The organism is Spirochaetota bacterium (genome assembly GCA_034190085.1).
In the GTDB taxonomy this organism is placed as follows: Bacteria; Spirochaetota; UBA4802; order UBA4802; family JAFGDQ01; genus JAXHTS01.
In genome coordinates this window covers 120,341-144,321 of record JAXHTS010000068.1, presented here as the reverse complement: position 1 = coordinate 144,321, position 23,981 = coordinate 120,341, and the positions used below count along the sequence as shown (strand labels likewise).

Genomic DNA, 23,981 nt, shown 5'->3' with positions numbered 1-23,981 from the left:
CTCAGCTGTATATCTCCGTCTAACTCGCTTCTCTTGCATCTTGTCCTACTGGTTATTACTCTCGGAGGATTTACCAACTTAATTTCTCGGTATTATTGTCCCATTTCATTGAAGCGAGACAGAAGATCTTGACAATTGGATAAAAGAATATAATGTTGAGAGAACACATACTGGTAAATATTGTTTCGGAAAAACGCTTATGCAAACATTTTTAGATTCGAAAAGTATTGCTATAGAAAAGATGCTGGATAATAACTTACAGACAACAAAAGGAAATGAGAGTGTCAGATTAAATGCTGGCTAGTACAAAGTGACATGACCCGCGTATAGAAAAAAATTCATTAGAAGTGTAGACCCTGACCACACATTGACAAGTATCAATACCCATGCAACACTCGATTGTATATAACTAACAGATCATTTCAAATGTCCCAGAATTTTTAAGTATTGTCTAATGGTATGCTCTATACCAAAATCAAATGCCTCTACAACAAGCGCATGTCCAATGGATACTTCTAAAATGTCAGGGATGGAGCATAGTAGACTAACATTTTGAAGATTTAGATCATGACCTGCATTAACACCCAAACCTATCTCCTGGGCTTTCTTAGCAGCTTGAACAAAGTTGAAAAACACATCGTCCTGGTTCTCTGTACCAAATGCCCTAGCATAGGGTTCAGTATATAACTCAATGCGGTGACTGTTAATATCCTTTGCAAGTTCAATTTGACTTAATTCAGTATCCATGAATAGGCTAACCCTTATTCCCTTATCCCTTAGTTGCTTAATAATTGGTCGTATCCTTTCCCCATCAGTAAATAAATCCCAGCCATGATCTGATGTTAGTTGATTTGGCGCATCGGGGACTAAAGTGCATTGAGTTGGTAATATTTGTTGTACTAATTCTATAAATTCGGGGAACGGGTTTCCTTCTATATTAAATTCAATCTCTGGATAGTCTCTCAGCAACTCTGCAAGCTCAAATACATCAGAAGGTTTAATGTGTCTCTGATCTGGACGTGGATGGACTGTTATTCCATGAGCTCCTGCGGAGATACACTTTATTGCCATATGAATGACATTAGGAATTCCAATATTTCTAGCATTTCTTATCAATGCAAATTTATTCAGATTTACACTTAACTTTGTCATTTAGATTATTATCATATTTTGTTACTATAAAAATCCTTCAACATCATAATATTTACCCAGTTTATCATCATTTACTGCTACCTTATTTATAAGGATGTCTCGCTTCAATGAAATGGGACTTTTTTCAAAGAAAATTAAGATAGTAATTTTTATGATTGAAATTTCGTAATAAAATATTATACATAAAGTATGAATGATTATTTCACTGAAATCCCCTTTATTTGCGAGGGACTTCAGTGAAATAATCATATAAATAATATTTCGGCCTTATAATAATTAAGGTAATATAATCTATCGGAGGTTTTCCAACTTAATTTCGTTAAATTATTTTCCCATTTTCATTGAAGCGATACAAGGATTACCAATTTTCCTAACTCAATTGCTTCCCCAATGTCATTACTATCGAGCTTTCATCAAAAAATAGGCATGACTATTATCACTACTTAAATTCCCAATAGATGCTGAATAAATTCGAATCGTTTATCCATCTATCAATGGATTAGTTATTTTGTCATCATAAATTGCCTAACCCTTTCCTTTAAAACTAAGCTTAATCCCATTTAGCATATGAATTAAATGTATTTAAAAGTAAGAAAAGATTGCAGTTTAGATATATTTGCGCATAATCACTTTCTAATTCCTACATTTGATAAAAATCAAATAAGCTCTAAATTTATTTTTCTGGGTGCAATCAATTTTTAGATAATTATTTCTATGAAAGTGGTTGTCAAGAAATTATTTCCGCTGATTTACATCTCAATAACTGCCAAGAAAAATTGGTAATCATAACTGATGTTCTTGACATTCTAATTTCAAAAATTGAATCTATATCCATAATAAATAATTCTTTTGCATAAAGTCGTTTATTAAGGTAGGATATTTTAAGGAGGAATTAATGAAAAGGGAGTCTGTAATCGTAAGCGCAGTGAGAACTCCAATAGGAAGTTTCAATGGTTCTTTTACAAACACAGGTGCTACTGATCTAGGAGCCATTGTGATTGAGGAAGCAATTAAACGGGCTAGGATTGAGAAAAAAGATGTGAATGAAGTTATTATGGGCTTGGTCTTGCCATGTGGATATGGTCAAAACCCTGCCAAACAAGCGGCCGAGCGTGCTGGAATGCCAAGTGAGGTCGAATGTCTCACTATAAATAAGGTATGTGGTTCTGCTCTGAAGTCGGTGATGCTTGCATCTCAGGCAATTCAAGTTGGTGATGCGGATGTTGTGGTTGCTGGTGGAATGGAAAACATGAGTATGTCGCCTTATTATCTGGAAAAGGGACGTTTTGGTTACAGGATGGGGGATAGTATTATTCGAGATCATATGCTTCATGATGGTCTCTGGGATATTGTTAATGATTTTCATATGGGAATTTCTAATGAACTCTGTTCAGAAAAGTATAATGTTAGTCGTGAATCTCAAGATAAATATGCAGAAGAATCCTATCACCGCGCCATTGCTTCTATACAAAAGGGAAGATTTGATGATGAAATTGTATCTGTAAGGCTTCCGCAGAAAAAGGGCGAACCCATAATCTTTAAGCAAGATGAATGCCCACGGGAAACCACTTATGAGCTGCTTTCCAAAATGAAGCCAGCATTCAAAAAGGAAGGTCTGACAACTGCAGGAAATTCTTCTATTATTGCTGACGGTGCAGCAGCAGTTGTTGTAATGTCGCGCGAGAAGGCTGAAGCTATGAGATGTCCCATTTTAGCAACCATAGGATCACAAGCATCTGCTGGTCTTGAAATGAAGTATGTGCTTGTTGCTCCTATTCTTGCAATTCCAAAGTGCCTGAAAAAGGAGGGTATGGATATCAATGATGTTGATCTCTTTGAGGTCAATGAGGCTTTTAGCGGCTCCACGGTCGCTGTTTTGAAAGAACTGCAACTTGATCCATCAAAAGTCAATGTTAACGGTGGTAGTGTGGCCCTTGGACATCCAATTGGCGCAAGCGGATGCCGTGTGTTAGTTACTTTACTATATGAAATGATCCGTCAAGACAAACAAGTTGGATTAGCATCCCTATGTTTGGGAGGGGGAGAAGGAGTTGCTATGATAATAAAACGGCCTTAAATAAAGATTATAGATAAACCTTACAACCTACAGCCATACTCTTAAATGATGCCAAAGGAATATTACTAGATCATCAAATAGAGATAATCGTGTAAAAGCTAAGATAATATATCATCCACTTTCGATCGATAGCTCTTTTTTGAAATGAATTATCTGTTTATGCTTTTTTAATTTGATTAATTTCGAGTTGATCGAATAGTGTTATCCGATATTTATCTGACCTATCGAATTTAACTTGCTGCCTCTAATTTATTGATCCTTTTAGCAAAATTTACAGGCAATCTGTCCTTTTCATATAGGAGAGTCCATCTCAATAAGCTTTCAAGTTTATTAGGTAGTTGACCGAAGTGATCGAGAAACTGAATGGTCTTCCCATATTGTTTTGACATCTCTTCACGATCTTTATATCCACATCCTATGGTTACAAGATGTATCCTTTTAGAGCGGCAGTAATTGATAGCATGCTGCACGTCACTACCAAAGTTTGATTCACCATCTGTTACATGAATTAAAAATTTTCTCCTGCCATCATCTGGTATAAAATAGGCCGCCCCAATGATAGCCTCTCCTGAGGCTGTCAAACCACTTGGTGGTATTGAAAGCAAATCCTTCCCTTTAATTAGGCTGGAAAGCATGCATACCTTATCCGATTCAAAATAACCATAAGCCTGCAATCCTATACGAAAACCTGATAGAGCCTTATGGATTGTAGCAATTGTGCTTTCAACCATTTTCCATTTTGGCCCCCTCATAGAACCGCTAGCATCAATGAGTAAACATATATTCCAATCCAGTTCAGCAATTGCCTGTTTATACATAAAACATCTACCATTTATTGGGGCACGATATAACCTTGATTTATCCACCTTGCCACTTGTAAGCCCACGATTCAATAAAACCTTCCTATCAGCATAATCCTGAAATATTGTCTTGAGTCGAGAAACAAAATGCCGATCTATAATTGGTTGTATTGGAATGTTAAAATCCCACCTGGTAATTGGGATAATATCAGGGTCATCACCAACTACAGAACGAATAATTGGCGTAATATCTGCTGAACCAATAGCAAGCCTTGTCTCAATTTCCTGGATAGTACGCGGTGATAATACCGGCTTTTTTGATTTCTTCTTACTAGTGGTTTTGGCCTCCCTTACTTCAGTTGGTGGATACCATGACAATACCTTTTCTATCACATCCCACGTTGAAATGAGATTCTTAATATCTTCCCATAATTGCATATATAATCGAAAGCGTTCTTCACAACGCGCTGTAACGCCTTTAGTATTCTGCCTAATGGCAATAAGCCCATGCGTGGCATTGTTTAACAGTGCTAGTGGTTCTTTATAATCATCAAAATTAAAGGTATTAGTTTTATCACCAAAGGAATCTTTCCACCAAAGATAAACTAATTCTTCTAGAGTTCTTATATCATTCTTTAAACTATTTTCAATTTTTTTGAATTCTACATTTCTATATACTCTAGTATAGAGTCCGAATACGGTCTCCTCAGATATTTTATCAATATAGATATTCTCGCCGACATATACTATCTTATGAAATATAATTTTTTCAATGGTTTTCCATTTTTTTATTTCTTGATCAATTTTCTTCCATACATGATCACTCCATTCGATCTTATGAAGAGATTCATGAGCGACAATTCCAACAAGATAATCAAACTTTTGAGGAACAATAGGATAAGCTCCCATTATTAAACTTGGATCTAAAACAATTGCAGACAATGGATTTTGGGTCATTCCTGACCACTCAATTCGGCCTACATTTTGACCAAGATGTCCAGCAACCTTTCTAAGAGCTCGTAAAGCGTTTGATAATTCTATTGATTCTGTCATTGATTTATTTCTTCGCCAATAATCAGAGATTGCATCCTCGAAAGGCTCTAATAAACGAGTCAGCTGTTCTGAAATCTCAGTTGTTGTCAATACACCTGGTAATGCTACTCCACATACTGCCATAACTCACCTCTCCTCTATGTTTTCTTGAAAATTTCAAATACACCTGAGGTGTAAAATGAACTCCCCCCCTTATGAACCTACACTATTATGACAAATCTTTGCTATAGTGTTCGCCCCTTTAACAAAACAGAATGATAGTTATTAAATTATTTCTTAGAAAGTCTTTTATATCGTTAATTCGCTCTACAAATCCGATTATATTCTTCTATAAATTTCTTCAGAAATCACTTCAAGGTAGAGTTGCTCTTTATTATGCAAATTAAAAAATAATAATCCAATTCACATAATTTGTATATTACCATTAACACTATAATTCAATGTTTAGGCAATCAATTTTTAAAAAAAGAGTATTTATAGTATTTTTGTAGAATGTAATAAGATTTAATCTTCACACAAATTTCTTTGCTTCTTATGATGTAAAGATTAACAATTGGTAAATTATTTATTGTTAACTAGCAATAGCTGGTCTAACATCGATTATTCTAACCTCAAAATGTAGATCAATGCCAGCTAATGGATGATTTTTATCAAGATAGACCCAATCTTCAACGAATCCTGTAATCTTATATATCTCTGTCTCTCCATTTGAAAAAACCTTTCTAAATTCCCTGCCAATGATAATATCATCATCCGGTAATTCTTTGCGATGTAATTTTATCACAAGGTTCTTATCCCTTAACCCATAACCCTCCTGAGGAGGTACAACAAAGTCCTTCTCATCACCTGCTTTTAGACCCTCTATAGACTTTTCTAAACCTGGTATAACCATTCCTTTGCCGAAAACAAATTCAAATGGTCTACCATCATAGGTGTTCTCTAATTCGTTTCCATCAGAATCCCTTAGTATATAATGTATACTTACTACTGCATCTTTGGCAATAATCATGATATTCCCTTCAATTAAACGTAATACTAAAAAATGTTGAGGAGATTGTGATAAAAATAAATACGAATATCCATCAGATTATAACAAAAATACTGAAAGAAAGGTTGTCCATTATTTTTTAGTATGAACATTTTAATTAATTCTACTCACATTAACATGAAATTTCGCTTTATTGTTTAAAAAAATTCATCTTTTCATTCATCCCTTTTATCATTTTAATGCTCTCATTAAGTTCCTTTTCCATATCTATTTTCCATCTGCCATTTTCTTTTTTCATATTATACGTAATCTCAAGTCCCTTCATGTTTTCTTCTGGATGATCAGTATATTTTATCTTTATCTCTGCCATATCACCATCAATTTTTTCTTCAATAACCTCCCATATAGCTCCTGACACAAACTTCTTATCAATTTCAACTCCCCCTTTTTGGGAATCAGGTACTAGCTTTTTTAGCTCTTCCATGGCCTTGATGCTGCCCTCAGTATAATAATCTTTTACCTCCTCATGTTTGTCTACTTTATATAAATTCTGCACATCCCCTAGAGTATCACTGGGATTTTTGGAACATGAACTTAAGGATAAGACTGCAAGCAAGCTGATTCCAATTATTAATAACCTTTTCATAATATAAACCTCCAATACATTTGTTTTATTATAAGTGAAAGGCGATATTCAAATAAATCTTCTAAATGAAAGCCTCTCTTTTAAGGCATAAAAGTCACTTCCCTTTGGAACTCCACGTATTCGTGTTTTCAGAGTATTTGAATCTATTAATTCATCAAATGGGACAGCTTTTAGATTAAAATTATCTGTAACTGAAACCATCACCCCAAACATATTCTCAGAATAGAATCTATAGGCTCCATATCCTAGCATTCCAGCTAAAACAACGTCAAAACTGATGGGGGCCGCGGCCCTTGTCTCATAACCTATCTGCTTAGAAGTAATCTTTATTTCTGACCCAGTCCTCTCGCTATATATCTCTCCTACCCTAAAGGCCATAAATCTAGCGATGTTAGCCTTCCCCAATTGAATGTTCCCATGTCTGTCTGTTGTTTTGGGAATCAAGCCTATAGGCAGTTTATCGACTAGTCCCTCAGAAATCGCAATAACGCCATAGGGTCTTTTATGTTCCTCCCTGTCAATAATAGTGTTTACAATCTCATTGGCTATTACATCTACATTTAATGTATCCTCCTCAATATCCTCTGCAGAGATCATCATTATTGCCTCAGAAGCAATCCCTGCAGCATATGTAATCCACCCCGTTTTTCTTCCCATTAATTCAACGATATAATAGCTATTTGTTGCTTGTGCATCTGCCTTGATATTCAACATTATTTTTTGGGCCGTATCAACAGCAGTCCAGTATCCGAAGGTCCAGGGAATGCCATAGTAGTCATTATCTATTGTCTTTGGTATATGTATAACTGGAAAACCACTGAGATGGAGGAAATTGGCCGTTTTTAAAGTATCATCACCACCTATGGATATTAATGCCCCAATTTCCAAATAATCAAAGGCATCAATTATATTTCGAAGCCTCTCATTTTTCTTCAAATTCGTCAAATCCTCTCTTGTCTTTATGTCGTTTCCAGGATTTGCTCTTGATGTTTTGAGATACACTCCTCTTTCATTTCGTACCCGGGTAATTTCGTAGCCAATCTCTGTATAATGAATATCCCTTGTGATTACCGGATTGTCCTTATCAAAATTCTGAATGAACTCATATCCATAAAAAATTCCAATAACAGGTATTTTATTTTCTAAATAATTTATTGCTGTAGTTGATATTACTGAATTAGCGCTTGGTGCAGGACCTCCTGAAAAGATAATCCCCACTTTCTTATGCGTTGGTTTCATAAATTATTTTTTTGTTGTCTATTAAGTAATTTACACCTTCTCAATACTGAATAAGTGATTACTGAATAAAGAGAGTCACCCTTCCCCTCTCATTGCTTAGGATTAGTGTATACTCCAAATCACATATTCAAATAGATATGAATGATCTTGTCTTACTCCTAACAATCAATGTAATATTCATAGGGGTTAATTTCAAATTCTCCACAAAATTAAATATAAATTCAAATAAAAGCAACTATTTAATTATTCGCAATTATTTTTTTTATATATACTCTTCACATCTTCAATACCTCGAGGATGTGATTAGACCAATTGTCAATTAAAGACGCCTATCTTAATCATAACAAGTAGGAATTCTCCCGATATTCTGTTTCATGCTAATTTAGAAATAATCAATATTTATTATTGACAAAATCAACATTTACATATAAATCAAATTCAAGGTTGATTTATATGTAAATGGCTAAATTATACCTAAAGAAATCGACAATATGAATTCAGGAGAATCTTATGAGTATGATTAAAAATGCAGGCCAAATGATTTTAAACCTCAGCGATAGGGTTGTAAGGGGCACGGAAAGATATTCAAAAATAGCAAAACTAACTGTAGATATTAAACGGTCTGAAGATGATATTGAAAAAACTCAAAAGAAGATCGGTGAATATATTATAGAAAAAATGGATAGTGGAACAACCTCATTTGATTCAAGTGATCAATTTATAGGTGAACATGCGGAGAAAATCAGGGAATACAGGAGGGCTATTCAAACGAAAAGAGAAGAAATTAATGAAATTAGAAAAGAAGCAAAACCAGATGTCAATGATTCTATTAACAACAAGACTGAAAACAAAATAGATGATATCAATCCATAAATATCTGTAAGCATACCTAAGCATGCCCATCTCCTCTAAGACAATAATCTCCTACATTAAGAGTTTATCTACCCCATTTACCGTCAATCACCTCATTAAAAAATTAATTAATATAAAAACCAAAAAAAAAGGGAAAAAGAAGCATATTAAAGGTAATGATGTTAATAAAATAACCCAAGTGCTTCAAGCACTTGTCTCTATTGGATATATATATAAACATAAAAAGAGTTATGTTAAATCCCCAAGTTTTATTCTCAAGGGTATTATAAAGATCAATAATAGTGGAAACGGAATTTTAATAACAGAAGATGAGAGAGAGATTATTATTAAAAGGGATTTCATGAATAGGGCTCATAACAATGATCTCGTAAAGGCTGAAATAATAGAATTCAAGAGGGGTTTATTCTTTGGTCAAATTAAAAGCATCCTAAATAGAAATAAAGATGTCTATTTTGCGAGGGTAATAAATAAAACAAGGGGAAATATCCATTTTCAACTACTAGACACAAAGGGTGAACCAGAGGCCTGTTATAAGAGGCATGATAAAGAACCAGAGATAGGCGACTATGCAATAGTAAAAATGCTGAAAGATTCGAGTTCTAAACATCCTATGTGTTCAATTGAAAAATTGTTATCTTCAGATGAAGAACATGATGTCCAAAGAATCATATTGAAGCATTCTCTCCCAGGGCCTCATAGGAATTATGAGGAATTGAGTAATATTTCCGAATATATTCATCAGGATAGATCAATAAAGAGGAAAGACTATAGGGGGCTTTTTACTATTACCATCGATGGAGAGGATGCTAAGGACTTCGATGATGCAATATCGCTGGAAACCTCTCAAAACGAATATAAGCTCTATATTCATATCGCTGACGTCTCCTTCTTTATCAAAAAAGATGGAGAACTGGACCTAGAAGCACAAAAACGCGGCAATAGTTTTTATCTCAGCAATCATGTTATTCCCATGCTTCCCGAAATCCTATCCAACAATCTTTGTTCCCTTAGAGAGGGTGAGGAGAGATTTGCACTCTCTGTAGAAATTGTGTTTGATAAAAATGGCAAGCAGATAAATATCCATTATCATAGGGGATTGATTATTGTAAATAAAAGATTAACCTATGAAGAGGTTGACAAGATTATTCAACAAAACAAGAAAACCCAATTGGGGACACTATTACAGGGGATGTACACACTAGCGGTGATGCTGAGACAGATTAGGAGGTCTGAGGGTCGCATAGATCTATCTCTGGAGGATATTAAGATTAACTGCAGTGTGGATGACGTCAGGGATATAGATTATTCCCATAGATTGAAGAGTCATGTTATTATTGAAGAGTTTATGCTTAGCGCCAATGAGGTCGTATCAAGGACTCTAAGGGACAACGATATCCCAACATTATACAGGGTCCATGAGAGCATAAGTGATGAAAAATTGTTATACTTAAAAAATTTCTTAAGGTCTCTTAACCTGATGCTTAAGGAATCAGATAATATTGGAATAGTAATCCAAAGGATAATCGACGATGTTGCAGGAAAGGAATATGAGCAGGTTGTAAACTTTGTTATCCTGAAATCCTTTATGCAGGCATATTATGGAGTAAAGCCCCTTGGTCATTTTGGATTGGGATTCAGGGATTATACTCATTTTACATCACCTATTCGAAGATATCCAGATCTAATTGTGCATCGTTGCCTTTTAAGCTACATCGAAAAATCCCCATCACTATATAATATTGATGAGCTTAAGATTATTGGCGAAAAGAGTTCGGAGATGGAGAGAATTGCTCAGAGCGCTGAGAGAGACCTTATAAAACTTCTGTCATGCAGATTGATGAGCAATCGAATCGGCGAAAAATTTAACGCGATAATCAGTGGTATTGCTGAGATGGGATTTTATGTTACCCTAGCGGATAAACCGATTGAGGGGATGGTTCCATTAAGATATCTTACAGATGATTATTACCTTGTTAAAGAGGATGAATTTATAGTTGTTGGGAAAAGGCTTGGCAAGAGATTCAGGCTTGGGGATACACTTCGAGTTAGGTTGATGGATGTAAATGTCGATACTATGAGAATAGATTTTGATGTTATATGAAATTTGTAATCCTTCATCATACAAATGGGACAGATCACTATGACCTTATGATAGAATATGGCAAGTCTCTATTGACTTGGCATGTCTCTACAGATAAGATTATGTCTCTCTTGAAAGGCGAAATGATTGAGGTTGAGAGGATTCAAAATCACAGAAAGGAGTATCTTTCCTTTGAGGGAGCGTTAAGTAGCAATAGGGGGAATGTCAGCATCTTTGATTCAGGCAATTATGAGGCGATCTCATTTAATAACGAAAGGATTGAGATTACCCTTTATGGAAGGATGCTAAATGGGAAAATCCTTATTAAAAACATTGAACAGAATATCTACTCCATTTGCTATTTCTCAATAGATCAAAGCTAAGGGGGACATAAGATAAATCCAACAAATTGGTGCAAAATTATTAAGCTTTAGGATTTGGATAAATTATATACTCGTTATTTCCCATAAAATGAAATACAGGCCCACTCCCTCTACTGAGGGAGAGTTGAAAATCCTTGAATGAGCAAATAGTATTCATCAATCTACAATACTTTCAAGTATCTCCTTCAGTTCTTCAGGTTTAGCCTGTTTTTTCGTTTGTATCAGCTTCAACGCTCCATCATCATCCCAACGCGGAATGATATGGAAGTGCATATGATTAACCAACTGTCCAGCTGCTGTAAAATTATTCTGAAGAATATTTACACCATCTGCCCCAAGCTTTCCCTTCAACTCAACTGTTAATTTTTTTAATACCGTAAAATACACCTCTATCTTATCATCAGGGAAATCAAGGAAGTTGAGACAATGGATTCTCGGCACAACAACTGTGTGACCCCTGGAAACTGGGAAGATATCCAAAAATGCTGTGACATCTTTATCCTCATATACTTTATGTGATGGGAGGTCGCCATCTATTATTTTACAAAATATACAATCGTTCGACATCTTTATAATTCACCTCGCATATATTCTATATGAAATTTAAACAAAATATAATAATAGCACCCATACCTTTTGCCATATAAATCCTATTATCTATATGAAATTTTGTTACGACAATATTAGTCCTTTAAGGGAAGTCAAGATTTATTTCATTTCTGAGAGTCTATGTAAAAGATGCTTCCTGAATAGAGGTTCATATTCGAAGGCAACTGATATCGGCAATACAAAGAACTTAGGGTTAAGATGATATTTCTTCATCTTTACATAATCCTTTTCCGTTACAAGCACATAATCGTAATAATTAGATTCCTTAACAAACCTATCACAATCCCTCTCAGTATAATTATAATGGTCTGGGAAAGGAAGAAGTCTCACCACATCAGGTTTATACTTTATTACTGTTTTTAGAAAAGCCTCTGGATTCCCAATAGCAGTTATGAGTAAGACTCTTTTGTCAGAAATGGCTGAAACCGGATATCTGAAATCATTATCATCAATCCTATATATCTCCGATATTTTATATTTTGATTTGAATATCATGCAACCTGCTGAAATCCGCTTAATCCTCTTTTCAAGCTCCTTTAGTCTGATTTCAGAGATGAGATCGGATTTAGTGATGAGTATAAGATCAGCTCTTTTTAGAGCAGATTTTGGCTCCCGCAAATCTCCAGCAGGTAATATAAGCCCATTCCCAAAGGGATTTGTGGCATCAATTGTAATAATAGATATTTCTTTATAGATCGAATTATTTTGAATTCCATCATCCATAATTATCACATCGATATCATATCCACGCATTAGTCTCAGAACAACACTTAAGCGGTTGTGTCCAATCGCTATTGGTATATTCTTCAATCTCAATGCCATAAGATAGGATTCATCTCCTGATTCCTCCGGATTTAACAGAATTTTGGCGCCATCACAAACGATCGCTCCGACTTTCGATCTTGAACCCCTGTATCCTCTGCTCACAATAGCAGGCTTGTATTCCTCTTCTTCTAAAAGTTTGACAATCTGCATAACCGCGGGCGTCTTTCCAGTGCCTCCAACTGTAATATTCCCGATACATATTACAGGCATTCCAGAGGCCTGAGGATGGCTTAGCATTTTTTTTATATAGAATATTGCTAAATATAGTGGAATCAGGGGCATCAAGAAGAATCTAAAATATCTGCATAGAAAGCTGATATACCTTTGAAGCATCGTCACACGATCACCCAGCGTCAGACGAAATATTCTCATCTGCATAAACAAACCAAAAATTGTCCGTTAAAAATCCAAACCTTTTATCATTTCCAAAAACAATCTCACCCCAAAACCAGTGGCATACTTGGGCCTATACCCCCTCTGTTTTGAATACCATGCCGTACCAGCGATATCGATATGGGCCCAGTAGGTCTTTTGTATAAAGCTTTTCAGAAAAACCGCTCCCATTATGGTTCCAGCATTCCTGTTGGAGGATATATTTTTTATATCAGCGATATCTGACTTCATCTCCTCATCAAATTCTTTATAAAGAGGCAACCTCCATGCCCTATCACCAGTCTCCTCCCCTGCTTTACAGACTATTTCTGCAAGATTATCATTATTTGTCAACAAGCCTGCTATTGTCTCACCGAAGCAGACTAAACACGCCCCAGTAAGGGTTGCAATATCAATAATATAATCAGGTTTTAATTTTTCCTCTGTATAGGCAAGCGCATCCGCAAGTATCAACCTCCCCTCTGCGTCTGTATTTCCAATCTCTACACTCTTCCCATTGTAGGCATAAAAGACATCCCCTGGTCTGTATGCTGTGTTGCTTATCATATTTTCACAAAGAGGAATTATAGCAAAAATATTCTTTTTAATTTTCATCTCTGCTGCTGCCTTTATGGTATAAATGCACGCAGCAGCGCCTGACATGTCGCATCTCATGTCTTCAATATGAGATGAAGATTTCAGATTCATCCCACCGGAATCAAAGGTGATCCCTTTGCCAACAATTGCTATGGACTTCTTACTTTTCGGATTGCCCTTATATTTTAATACAACCAATTGAGGTGGATGGACACTGCCACGACTAACTGCAAGGATGAGACCCATCTTCATCTTCTCAATCTCCTGTCTTCCATATACCTCACATGTAATTCCATTTATTTTCGATAGACCTTTAGCCACTTTAGCTATTTCTACGGGATTCGTTTTATCACTGGTTTCGTTTATCATATCTCTGCAAAGGATGGTGTTCTCACATGATATTTCAATATCTTTCAGAATTGATACGGCTATCTCCCTTGTGTCAAAGTAGAAAAAAGCCTTATCAAGCAATTTGTTGGCATCATCCTCCTTTGATTTATATTTATCAAAATTATAATTCGACAGATATAATCCCTCAGCTATTGATGATAAAATACTCTGCTGAGTCAGTTTTGTTAATAAAGGCAGCAACACACTAACAGCTTTTACATTTTTGTTTTTACATATCTTAACAATATCGCTTGAGCTATTCCTTAATGATTCACTGTTTATCTCTTCCTCCTTCCCAATACCAATGATAATTATGTTTGGAAAATCTATAAAAGGCAGGAATAGCACTTCAGATGATTTGCCCATAAAAAAGGAGAGATCTACTCTCTCAGTAATAAATGAAAATTCTGATGGGATATCTTTTTCTATATTATTTCTATATCCCTCTGTTAAAAATATTACGACTACATCTGAGTTCGAGAAATCATCTTTCTTCTTTACAATCAATTTCATGGTTTTACATTACTCCCTTGATAATTTGTGTATCAATTAGCCATATTATTATCATAAAAACATTGATCAATAGAATTAACGATCTATCATACATTTAAAGTATTCCTCTGTCAAAGGTGTAGTTTTATTATTACATGAGGTATTCTGTAATTGCTAAGGATTAGTACTAATTATAATATGAATGATATAAAAGTGACAACACGGATATGAATAATTCCTTTTAATTATGAACATATTACATATTGAACGCTAATAATCAGTCGATGAAATCACCTATCTCTAAAGGGTTTTATATCTAGATATTTATACGCTGAAAATGCAAGGATTAATTAATTATTTCAAATATAATTCAGCTCTCTTATATTCTCTCTAAATGTTGATATGAATATTATTATTGACAGATTAAGCTATCTCTGTTTATTCAAACACAATGTGTTATGTATATTATCAAGCATCAGGATCTCAAAAAATCATCAATAATGTTGTTTCTTTTTAAACTAATCCTAATCATATCGCAAGGGGAAGATAGTAAATACATGGGTGAATCATTATATAATATAATCTTGAAATCTATTAAATAAAGGAAATATTAATGCTATTATACCTGATAAACCCCGTTAATCCATTAGTGAGTGTAAACAAGGTAAAACAGACATACTGGAATAGGTATCGAGTCTGGAAACCACTTAGTCTCTTGATCATAGCTGGTTTAACCCCCCCGGAATGGGATATAAGGATAATTGACGAAAACCTTGGCATTCCAGACTACGCATCCCTACCGAGTCCGGATATGGTTGGGATAACCGCCTTTTCTTCACAGGCGGAGAGAGCATATGATTTGGCTGCTGAATACCGTAATCGTGGAGTCACTGTGGTGATGGGGGGCATACATGCAACAATGTGTAGTGATGAAGCGTTGGAGAGAGTGGATGCCATTGTGATGGGTGAAGCAGAGAGTATCTGGGCTCAGGTTTTGGAAGATACAAAAAAAGGCAAATTAAACCGTATATATAAAGGTAAACGGTTGGGGATGGATAAAATGCCTTTAGCTCGTCATGATCTGCTTCCTAGTGGTTATAAATTTGGGTTAATTCAGACTACACGGGGTTGTCCTCTTAACTGTAATTTTTGTAGCGTCAGTTCCTTTAATGGAAGGCGCTATAGATACCGCCCTATTGAAAACATTTTAGAAGAATTAAAATTGATTAAAGAAAGACATGTGCTCATTGTGGATGACAATTTTATAGGCACTCGCAAGGAACATATCTGTCGAACAAAAGATTTACTCCGGGCTATGATTAAGGCAAAAATTGATAAAAAGTGGATTACTCAGGTGACGATTAACTTTGCTGATGATCAAGAACTGCTCAGATTAGCGGCAAAGGCTGGCTGCACAGGTGTCTTTATTGGTTTTGAATCGATTAATGTTGAAGGTTTAACTGAAATCAATAAAAGTTTCAATTTCCAGAAGGGACGTGACTTCAAGTCATCAGTTCATCGCATAAAGCAGCATGGCATACTGGTAGCTGGATCCTTTATCATGGGACTGGACGTTGACAAACCTGGCATAGGACAACAGATTGCCAGTACTGCCAATTACTATAACATAGATATCCTTAATGTATTATTCCTGACTCCCCTTCCAGGGACAAAACTCTGGGAAAAAATGAAATCCGATGGTCGTATAGCTGCAAATGACTTTCCAGAGGATTGGAAATACTATACACTAACCTGTCCGGTAGCCAAGTATAATCATTTATCTTGGGCTGATATTATTAATGAGAATGAGATATGTTCCCGTTCTTTTTACTCATACTCATGCATATTTTATAGAGTATTTCAAAATATGCTACACAACTGTAAACCCTTCATTACACTGGCGAGCAACCTCTCCTATAGAAGCAATGCTGTACGATTTTATCATAAAAAATATAGAGGATTGGATTTATCCAAGGGTGGGAATATAGACCAGCAAATACCTGTAATAGAAAAGGTATAATGTCTACATTGGGAAAATTAATAATAGTTAATCTGATATTTATATACAAAGGATAAACACTATACAGAGGAGTTTATAAATGACTTCTCCCCAACTTTCTATACTTGTTGGTTAGGGTATATAAAGAATATTAACCTTTTGGAAAAAGGTTTTCCTCTTTTTAAATCAAGTGGTATAATTATATCTTTAAAAGGAGGTAGAAATGGTTACTATAGAAGTGGAGTTGACTATCCCCAATGAACTAAAGGCAGATCCATTTTTTTATTACATTATCAAGCATTTTAATGTTATTCCTAATATAGTAGAAGCCTCATTTTCCACTGAAATGGGATGGGCAATAGTGCAAATCCAGGGTGAACGAGAGGAATTGGATAAGCTGTTCAATTATTTTACTGAAAAGGATGTCCAAGTAGATTTTAGATAATTACCCTTCTAATAAATATATTGTTTTTTAAATCAAAAGCAGAATGAAGGTTTTACATTAAATGGGCTCTGATTACAGTCAACTGATAGCGGCTGTATCATCTTTGAAATAAGAAATGTCAATTTTTTCATTATTATTCAGCAGCTTCATTGCATTAGTTAGTGCAGCATCTATATCTTCCCGAGGATTCATTGATATGCTTCCATGTCCTGGAAAATTCATTGATCTTTCGTGTATTGAGGGACATTAGGGAATTTATATAATCTCCGACACCCCCTGATTCAGCAATATATGGCAGCGTCCCACCTGTAAACAGTGTGTCACCTGTAAAAAGGAATTTCTTTAATGGTTCATAAATGCAGATTGATCCTGATGTATGTCCAGGTGTATGAATAACATCAATGATATAATTCCCAAGATCGATCCTGCTTTTGCTCTCCAACCAGAGATGAACATGAAGTGATATTCCATAATCATCTCCTATCTGAAAGAGGACCAAAATAAAATTTTTAATTCAAATGTAGTTTATATAGTACTACACCCCTTTTTTGCTATTTAAGTAGTATTTATCTGTGATTGAATTATTAGAATAATATAAAATAATAATAAATTTATGAGTACACTATCACTTTAAAAAAAATAACATGATCATAATATATTTTTTTGACATATTAGCCGTTATCTGTTATCTTTATGTGAAAAGATTAACAGAGAATAATAATTATGTTTAATAGAAATAAAATGATAAAAAGGGCTGCCCTAAAAGCGAATGAAGATAAAATACGCTTGCTTGAAGAGGAAAAGAATTACCTATCAAGAAAAATAATTGAACTGGAAAAGAGAAGTGAAGAAGTAAAAGAAGAAATTGAGAGAAACAGGAAACTAAAATTATTAATCGAAATCAACACCTATATTACCAATTCATTAGAGAAGGAAGAAATTTTAAAAAGAATTCTGCATCAGATTAAGCAGTTATTAACCTGTGAATCGAGTAGCATTCTTTTTGTTGACGAGGAATTAAATCTATTAAAATTTGCTTATTTGAGTAAAGATGAAGAAGGGAAAAGATTAAGGGACACAAGTCTGAAGATGGGTGAAGGGATTGCAGGCACAGTTTGGGGAAATGGCACACCGATTCTTATCAATGACGCTCAAAATGACCCTCGATTCTCAAATAGAGCTGATAAAAAAGTCAATACACATACTAATTCAATAATAGCAGTGCCACTAACAGTTAATGGAATAATTATTGGAGTGATTGAGGCGATCAATAAAATAAATGACTCATTCACATCCTTTGACTTACAGATGCTACAATATATATCAACCCAATCAGCAATTGCAATCAAGAATGCTGATTTGTATGATATGTCAAATAGGGATGGAATGACAAGATTATTTATAAATAAATATTTCAAAAAGAGACTTCTTGAAGAGTGGAAGAGGGCTAATAGATTTAACCACGATTTGTCATTAGTTATTTTTGATATTGATCACTTTAAGAGCTTTAATGATACCTATGGACATCAAGCTGGTGATAGAATCCTTAAAGAGGTTGCTGCTATAATAGAAAAAAACTGCAGATCAATTGATATTCCCTGTAGATACGGTGGAGAAGAATTCTCGGTTGTTTTACCTGAAACATCTAGCAGGGAGGCAATGGTTTTTGTTAATAGGATAAGAGAAATGGTTGAACAGATTAAAATAGAATACCAGGATACAACATTAGAGTTGACAATTTCTGGTGGATTTGCCACTATCCCTGAACTAAAAGTATCAGATGTTGATGAATTGATAGGGATGGCGGATAAAGCGCTTTATTACTCAAAAGATAATGGTCGAAATAGGGTAACCTTCTATAATTCTAAGCTAATATCCTCCCCTTCTCATCATCAGAAATGATATTGAGAAAGCATTAAAACAAAAGACATATTTGATATGTATTCCAAAAAATAGCAAAGCCAAATTACACCAATGAACATTGAATAATGTTAAAGAAATAACTCGTTATTCTTGAAACTTACTTTAATAATTTGTAATAGGATACTATTTCATATGACAGACTATTCCAATGCGTCATCAGCTAAGACGGAAACACCTGATAATTTTAAATTTGATTTTATTCCTGCAAGGAATCACCAACCTGTAATTGAATGGGAATATCCGGAATTTCAAAGCATATGTCCAGTTTCAGGTAGGCATGACCATGGCAAACTTAGGCTGAGATATAAGCCTAAAGAAAAGATACTCGAGAGCAAATCCATGAGGGAATATCTCAGCCTATGGCGCAATAAACAGAACTGGCAGGAGTATATTACCGAAGAGATAGCAGACGCGATCCAAATTGCAGTTGAACCACTTGCTCTCATTGTTGAAATTGAATGGTCCCCGCGAGGCGGTATTTTTGCCCGGACCATATCCAAGAGGGGTAAGGAATCTGAAATCGTATAATTGGCGTTCCAATAAAAGAAATCATCCCCAACACTATCGAAGTTGATTACGAATATTAGAGAGGAATAGAATAAAAAAATCCAATATAGTAATTATGCAAATAATATTTTTCTTTACAGTTTATACAAGAAGAAAATGATTGGTATTGCTTTATCACCATACATAAGTATAATAGATTCAACTGATTTATTGCGTCTTCCTCTAGTGAGGTGATGTTAATGATTGAATTGAATGTTATAGAATTAATAAAGAGGTAGCCTTATGAGCTTTAAATATATTCAGAAACTTCCTTTAATCGAGGAGATTTTACAGAGTTATCCACTTGATGAAAAACTAAAGAAGATAAAAGAACAGAGGGATAAAGAGATAGGAGGCATTTTATCGCATCAAGATAATCGATTTTTGCTAATAATAGGTCCATGCTCAGCTCATCATGAGGATTCATTGTGTGAATATGTATCAAGATTGGCGAAGATTCAGGAAAAGGTAAAGGAAAGAATAATAATTATCCCGCGGATATATACAAACAAACCGCGAACCACTGGTGTAGGATATAAGGGGATGCTTCATCAGCCCGATCATCAGAAAAAATCAGATATAACGCGCGGTTTAATGTCAATTCGCCATATGCATATAAGAGCCATATCCGAATCACATCTTGTTCCTGCTGACGAAATGCTGTATCCTGAGAATCATATGTACCTGGCAGACCTATTGTCCTATGTTGCAATTGGGGCGCGTTCGGTTGAGAACCAACTGCATAGGTTAACAGCCAGCGGTCTTGATATCCCAGTTGGCCTTAAGAATCCTACAGCGGGTGATTTGAAGGTTATGCTGGATTCAATCTATGCTGCTCAAAATCCGCACGTTTTTGTATATAATGGATGGGAAGTATCAACCAATGGTAATCATCTAGCCCATGCTGTAATAAGAGGAGCTGTTGATCACTATGGTAATCATATCCCCAATTATCACTATGAGGACCTTATTCAACTGGCCAAGATGTATAAGAAGCGTGATCTACATAACCCATCAATTATAGTTGACACAAATCACTCCAATTCAGGTAAAAAGCATCTAGATCAACCCAGAATAGCGATGGAGGTTATGCTCAATCGTAACAATTCTGATATACTGAAAGACTTGATCAAGGGACTGATGATTGAAAGCTATATTCTTGATGGTTCACAGGATATGAGTGGAAATGAATTTGGGAAATCTATTACTGATCCATGTCTTGGATGGGAAAAATCTGAGAAGTTGATAATGCAAATCGCTGAGGTTTTTGATTAAGCAAAATAAAACGCGCTTCCTTCAAGGCAAATCTAATGAATAGATAACATATGCATGACTCAACCCTGGGATATGGGCTTTACAAGCTAATGTTGCTCAATTGTGTAGTGCGGATTATCCGAATATGCGTCTTAACCTGATGCATAGAGTGAAATTGAATCAGTAACACGATCCTTGCATAGCATCATAGAAAAGCAATATTATAATGTAATATACTATCTCATTTACATGTATCTCATCAATGCCTCTGGCACATTAACCTCCCCCTCTTCAGTCTGGTAGTTCTCAATGATAGCAGCAAGCGTTCTTCCAGCAGCAAGTCCAGATCCGTTTAGTGTATGTATTAAGGATGATTTCTCTCCCTTTGCTCTTCTATATCTTATCATAGCCCGCCTTGACTGATAATCAAGGAAATTTGAGCATGAAGAAATTTCTAAATATCTATCTAATCCAGGCATCCACACCTCAATGTCATATGTCTTTGCAGAGGAGGCAGAGGTATCAGCACTGCACAGCAGAACTACCCTGTAATGTAGATTTAGCCTCTTTAAAACCTCTTCAGCATCCCCTACTAACTTCTCTAATTCATCAAAGGAAGTTTCAGGTTCAACAAACTTAACAAGCTCAACCTTTTGAAACTGATGTACTCTCACAAGTCCCCTTGTGTCCTTTCCAGCAGCGCCAGCCTCCCTCCTAAAACAGGAAGATTGCATTGTAACATAGATGGGAAGATCCTCAAAATTTAATATCTCATTTCTGTAAAGATTCGTTAGGGTAACCTCTGCTGTGGGGATAAGGGATAATCCATCCCTTTCTATCCGGTAAAATTCATTCTTAAACTTTGGATATTGGCCAGTTCCGATCATACTATCGTCATTTACGATAAAGGGTCCAAAGGTCTCAGTGTATCCATGCTCTTTAGTATGAAGATCAAGCATAAAACTTATAAGGGCTCTCTCGAGCCTGGCTGCTAATCCTCTATATACATAAAACCTTGCACCAGACAATTTTACCCCTCTCTCAAAATCTAGAATGCCCAAATCAACACCAATATCATAATGTGGTTTGGGATTAAAGGAAAAATCCGGCTTTTCTCCCCATATTCGAACTACTTTATTATCATTCTCATCCTTGCCTATTGGGACAGATTCATCAAGCAGATTGGGTAATGACAGAACCATACTATTAAAGTCTTCATTATATTCTTCCACCCTCATATCCAATCCCTTTATCTCTTCAGATACTGCCTGCACCTCTCGTCTAAGTTCTGTATCATCCTCTCCTTTTGCTTTTTTATTACCAATCTCCTTAGAAATTCTGTTTCGTGTCTCACGAAGTTTATCAATTCGTGCTATAGCATCCCTTCTCCCTTCATCTATTTTTATCAGATGATCAAGATCAATCACATCATCCATTAATCTATTCACTAATAACTCCCGAATACTACCAATATCTCGTCTGATCAGTTTAGGGTCTATCATTAATCCTACCTCAAGCCATACTTATAAAAATTTACTGCTTGCTTGAAATGCCACACCTTCACCTCAATGATAAGGGCATATCATTTAATAATATTGAAAGAATGTATAATAATAAGGACAAAATCACAAAGGCATTGAAGCATATAATAACCATCTTACATTATTCCTAATATAGCTCTTCAAATTTATGCCCTTTACTGTAGACTTCCTGCCTGCTACAACTTATTATACAAATCTTTATAGTAATAATTCAATAATGGAAAATTAAATAATTATTTGAAGCTAAAGTTGTGTTAAGTGCGGTAATCTTGACATCTGCATTTATGTCAAGATATTTAGCGAATATAGGTGATAAATGCCGTTTGTTACCAATCTACCATCTCTGTTGATGCTGAAAGACCGGCTGCATAAAGTCTACCGCAGGTCTCAAACATAATATACTTTGTACCGAGTAAAGGGATATTCCTCTTTTTAGCCAATTCAATTGTTTCTGGCTGAGGAATTTTACCTCTAACAAAGACTATTCCCATAAGCTCCAAAACCTCTACAGTTCTGATTACTTGCGGATTTGTTAATCCGGTAATAAATAGTGTATTCTCCTTAGCATAGGCAAGAACATCGCTTAACAGGTCTGATGCAAAAGCTCCATTTACATCAATTGTATCAAGCAAATCCTCACCAAAGATAACATTAGCATTTAACAGCTCTTTTACCTCAGACAATTTCATATTAATATATAATCCTCCACTCCTATTAGAATATAATATTATACCACAAACCCATGAAAACTTCAATCACTCAACAAGGATGAAATAAAAATTATGCTGAACATCTGCCTCAAGCAGATTCTGAATATGTGTATTCCATGTTATTTTGATATATAATGAAAGCCAATAAATAAACTCTCGACCATATAAAAAACAAATTATTATAGTTTGGTATAATTCAATCAATGATCCAGCTTTTAGTCAACAAATAAAAAATATAAGACTTCATCAAATTATTACTTTCAAAATTTGAGATAGCTTATTTTGGTAATTATCACTTGACTTTTCAATTATGTCAGTTTATGACAAGTCGCATATTCTAATATGGGAGGAAATTTCGTATGAAACTAAAATGGATTAATCATGCATGCGTTGAAGTTATGACCAATAATGGCAAAGTTATCTATTTTGACCCATTCCAGTTAAGCGGTGACTTAGATAAGGCGGATATAGTCCTTATAAGTCATGACCATCCAGATCATTTATCAATAGATGACATAAAAAAGGTAGCTGACAGCAATACTACAATTGTGATTCCAAAAACTTGTAATTTAGAAGGTGATTTCAAGGTTATTAAAATGGAGATTGGATCCAGCGAGGATATCAATGGAATAAAAATTGAAGCAGTACCCTCATATACAGACAAGCTGCCAACCCACCCTAAGGAAAATGAGTGGAATGGTTATATTATCAATGCAGATGGCAATCGAATATATCATGCTGGAGACACTGGCGAGATGGTTGAGATGTGTGACCTGAAAGATATTGATGTGGCCTGTATACCTGTTGGCGGCCAATATACAATGGGTTTTGAAGAAGCAACTGATTGTGTAAAAAAAATGATCCCCAAAATTGTAGTCCCTATTCATAATTGGGACAAGCCTCTGGAGCCATTTAAAGAGATGGTAGAAAAAGAATTACCAAATGTTAAGGTAGAGATACTGAGCAACAAAACGCTGGAATTATAGA

Annotated in this window: 21 protein-coding genes and 1 pseudogene; 11 read left to right on the top strand and 11 right to left on the bottom strand. The window is 35.2% G+C overall.

The features are described from left to right. Window positions 1-124: 124 nt before the first annotated feature. Window positions 125-304 (top strand): annotated as a pseudogene (locus tag SVZ03_13845) (IS481 family transposase). A 113-nt stretch (window positions 305-417) separates the two neighbouring features. Here SVZ03_13845 and SVZ03_13840 read toward each other — a convergent pair. Further along, the gene (locus SVZ03_13840) at window positions 418-1,152 is read right to left on the bottom strand and encodes a pyridoxine 5'-phosphate synthase (GenBank protein ID MDY6935291.1); all 735 of its coding nucleotides are present in this window, start codon (window positions 1,150-1,152) and stop codon (window positions 418-420) included. Window positions 1,153-2,047: 895 nt separating this feature from the next. Here SVZ03_13840 and SVZ03_13835 point away from each other — a divergent pair. Then, window positions 2,048-3,229 carry an acetyl-CoA C-acetyltransferase gene (locus SVZ03_13835; protein ID MDY6935290.1) on the top strand — a complete coding sequence of 394 codons (1,182 nt, stop codon included), beginning with the start codon at window positions 2,048-2,050 and terminating at the stop codon, window positions 3,227-3,229. A gap of 230 nt (window positions 3,230-3,459) precedes the next feature. Here SVZ03_13835 and SVZ03_13830 read toward each other — a convergent pair whose 3' ends face one another. The 4 genes from SVZ03_13830 to SVZ03_13815 form a co-directional block, all read right to left on the bottom strand. Continuing rightward, entirely contained in the window at window positions 3,460-5,205 is a 1,746-nt protein-coding gene (locus SVZ03_13830) for a vWA domain-containing protein (GenBank protein ID MDY6935289.1), read from the bottom strand. Between the two features lie 448 nt (window positions 5,206-5,653). Further along, complete coding sequence (locus SVZ03_13825; GenBank protein MDY6935288.1) at window positions 5,654-6,091, bottom strand: peptidylprolyl isomerase; 438 nt, start codon at window positions 6,089-6,091, stop codon at window positions 5,654-5,656. Window positions 6,092-6,260: 169 nt separating this feature from the next. Then, window positions 6,261-6,716, bottom strand: coding sequence for a hypothetical protein (locus tag SVZ03_13820; protein ID MDY6935287.1), 456 nt, complete (start codon window positions 6,714-6,716; stop codon window positions 6,261-6,263). 48 nt (window positions 6,717-6,764) lie between these two features. Continuing rightward, a complete protein-coding gene (locus tag SVZ03_13815; protein MDY6935286.1) occupies window positions 6,765-7,955 on the bottom strand; it encodes a 6-phosphofructokinase in 1,191 nt (396 codons plus the stop codon). 510 nt (window positions 7,956-8,465) lie between these two features. Between SVZ03_13815 and SVZ03_13810 the strand changes: the two genes are divergently transcribed. From SVZ03_13810 to SVZ03_13800, 3 genes are read left to right on the top strand one after another with little or no spacing between them, the layout of a single operon-like run. Beyond that, window positions 8,466-8,828: a hypothetical protein gene (locus tag SVZ03_13810; GenBank protein ID MDY6935285.1), complete on the top strand. Its 363-nt coding sequence runs from the start codon at window positions 8,466-8,468 to the stop codon at window positions 8,826-8,828. Window positions 8,829-8,850: 22 nt separating this feature from the next. Further along, a complete protein-coding gene (locus SVZ03_13805) occupies window positions 8,851-10,929 on the top strand; it encodes a ribonuclease R family protein (GenBank protein MDY6935284.1) in 2,079 nt (692 codons plus the stop codon). Continuing rightward, complete coding sequence (locus tag SVZ03_13800) at window positions 10,926-11,291, top strand: DNA polymerase ligase N-terminal domain-containing protein (protein ID MDY6935283.1); 366 nt, start codon at window positions 10,926-10,928, stop codon at window positions 11,289-11,291. Before SVZ03_13805 ends, SVZ03_13800 begins: the two co-directional genes overlap by 4 nt. A gap of 156 nt (window positions 11,292-11,447) precedes the next feature. On the opposite strand, the gene SVZ03_13795 is transcribed toward SVZ03_13800, so the two are convergent. From SVZ03_13795 to SVZ03_13785, 3 genes are all read right to left on the bottom strand, one after another. Continuing rightward, complete coding sequence (locus tag SVZ03_13795) at window positions 11,448-11,858, bottom strand: HIT family protein (GenBank protein MDY6935282.1); 411 nt, start codon at window positions 11,856-11,858, stop codon at window positions 11,448-11,450. 141 nt (window positions 11,859-11,999) lie between these two features. Next, window positions 12,000-13,103, bottom strand: a complete 1,104-nt coding sequence (gene lpxK, locus SVZ03_13790; protein MDY6935281.1) for a tetraacyldisaccharide 4'-kinase — start codon at window positions 13,101-13,103, stop codon at window positions 12,000-12,002. A 21-nt stretch (window positions 13,104-13,124) separates the two neighbouring features. Beyond that, on the bottom strand, window positions 13,125-14,597 hold the full coding sequence (locus SVZ03_13785; GenBank protein MDY6935280.1) for a leucyl aminopeptidase: 1,473 nt from the start codon (window positions 14,595-14,597) through the stop codon (window positions 13,125-13,127). A 592-nt stretch (window positions 14,598-15,189) separates the two neighbouring features. On the opposite strand from SVZ03_13785, the gene SVZ03_13780 reads away from it, so the two are divergent. Together SVZ03_13780 and SVZ03_13775 are read left to right on the top strand one after the other, a co-directional pair. Beyond that, window positions 15,190-16,596 carry a radical SAM protein gene (locus SVZ03_13780; GenBank protein ID MDY6935279.1) on the top strand — a complete coding sequence of 469 codons (1,407 nt, stop codon included), beginning with the start codon at window positions 15,190-15,192 and terminating at the stop codon, window positions 16,594-16,596. Between the two features lie 202 nt (window positions 16,597-16,798). Beyond that, entirely contained in the window at window positions 16,799-17,020 is a 222-nt protein-coding gene (locus tag SVZ03_13775) for an NIL domain-containing protein (protein ID MDY6935278.1), read from the top strand. A gap of 154 nt (window positions 17,021-17,174) precedes the next feature. On the opposite strand, the gene SVZ03_13770 is transcribed toward SVZ03_13775, so the two are convergent. Continuing rightward, a complete protein-coding gene (locus SVZ03_13770) occupies window positions 17,175-17,519 on the bottom strand; it encodes an MBL fold metallo-hydrolase (protein MDY6935277.1) in 345 nt (114 codons plus the stop codon). 224 nt (window positions 17,520-17,743) lie between these two features. Here SVZ03_13770 and SVZ03_13765 point away from each other — a divergent pair, with 224 nt between their 5' ends. The 3 genes from SVZ03_13765 (at window position 17,744) to SVZ03_13755 (ending at window position 20,764) form a co-directional block, all read left to right on the top strand. Continuing rightward, on the top strand, window positions 17,744-18,922 hold the full coding sequence (locus SVZ03_13765) for a diguanylate cyclase (GenBank protein MDY6935276.1): 1,179 nt from the start codon (window positions 17,744-17,746) through the stop codon (window positions 18,920-18,922). Between the two features lie 153 nt (window positions 18,923-19,075). After that, window positions 19,076-19,471: a preQ(1) synthase gene (queF, locus tag SVZ03_13760; GenBank protein ID MDY6935275.1), complete on the top strand. Its 396-nt coding sequence runs from the start codon at window positions 19,076-19,078 to the stop codon at window positions 19,469-19,471. 261 nt (window positions 19,472-19,732) lie between these two features. After that, entirely contained in the window at window positions 19,733-20,764 is a 1,032-nt protein-coding gene (locus SVZ03_13755) for a 3-deoxy-7-phosphoheptulonate synthase (protein ID MDY6935274.1), read from the top strand. 224 nt (window positions 20,765-20,988) lie between these two features. On the opposite strand, the gene serS is transcribed toward SVZ03_13755, so the two are convergent. Both serS and SVZ03_13745 read right to left on the bottom strand, forming a co-directional pair. Further along, a complete protein-coding gene (gene serS, locus SVZ03_13750; GenBank protein ID MDY6935273.1) occupies window positions 20,989-22,245 on the bottom strand; it encodes a serine--tRNA ligase in 1,257 nt (418 codons plus the stop codon). A 365-nt stretch (window positions 22,246-22,610) separates the two neighbouring features. Continuing rightward, the gene (locus SVZ03_13745; GenBank protein ID MDY6935272.1) at window positions 22,611-22,973 is read right to left on the bottom strand and encodes a DRTGG domain-containing protein; all 363 of its coding nucleotides are present in this window, start codon (window positions 22,971-22,973) and stop codon (window positions 22,611-22,613) included. 380 nt (window positions 22,974-23,353) lie between these two features. Between SVZ03_13745 and SVZ03_13740 the strand changes: the two genes are divergently transcribed. After that, window positions 23,354-23,980, top strand: coding sequence for an MBL fold metallo-hydrolase (locus SVZ03_13740; GenBank protein MDY6935271.1), 627 nt, complete (start codon window positions 23,354-23,356; stop codon window positions 23,978-23,980). Window position 23,981: the final 1 nt, after the last annotated feature.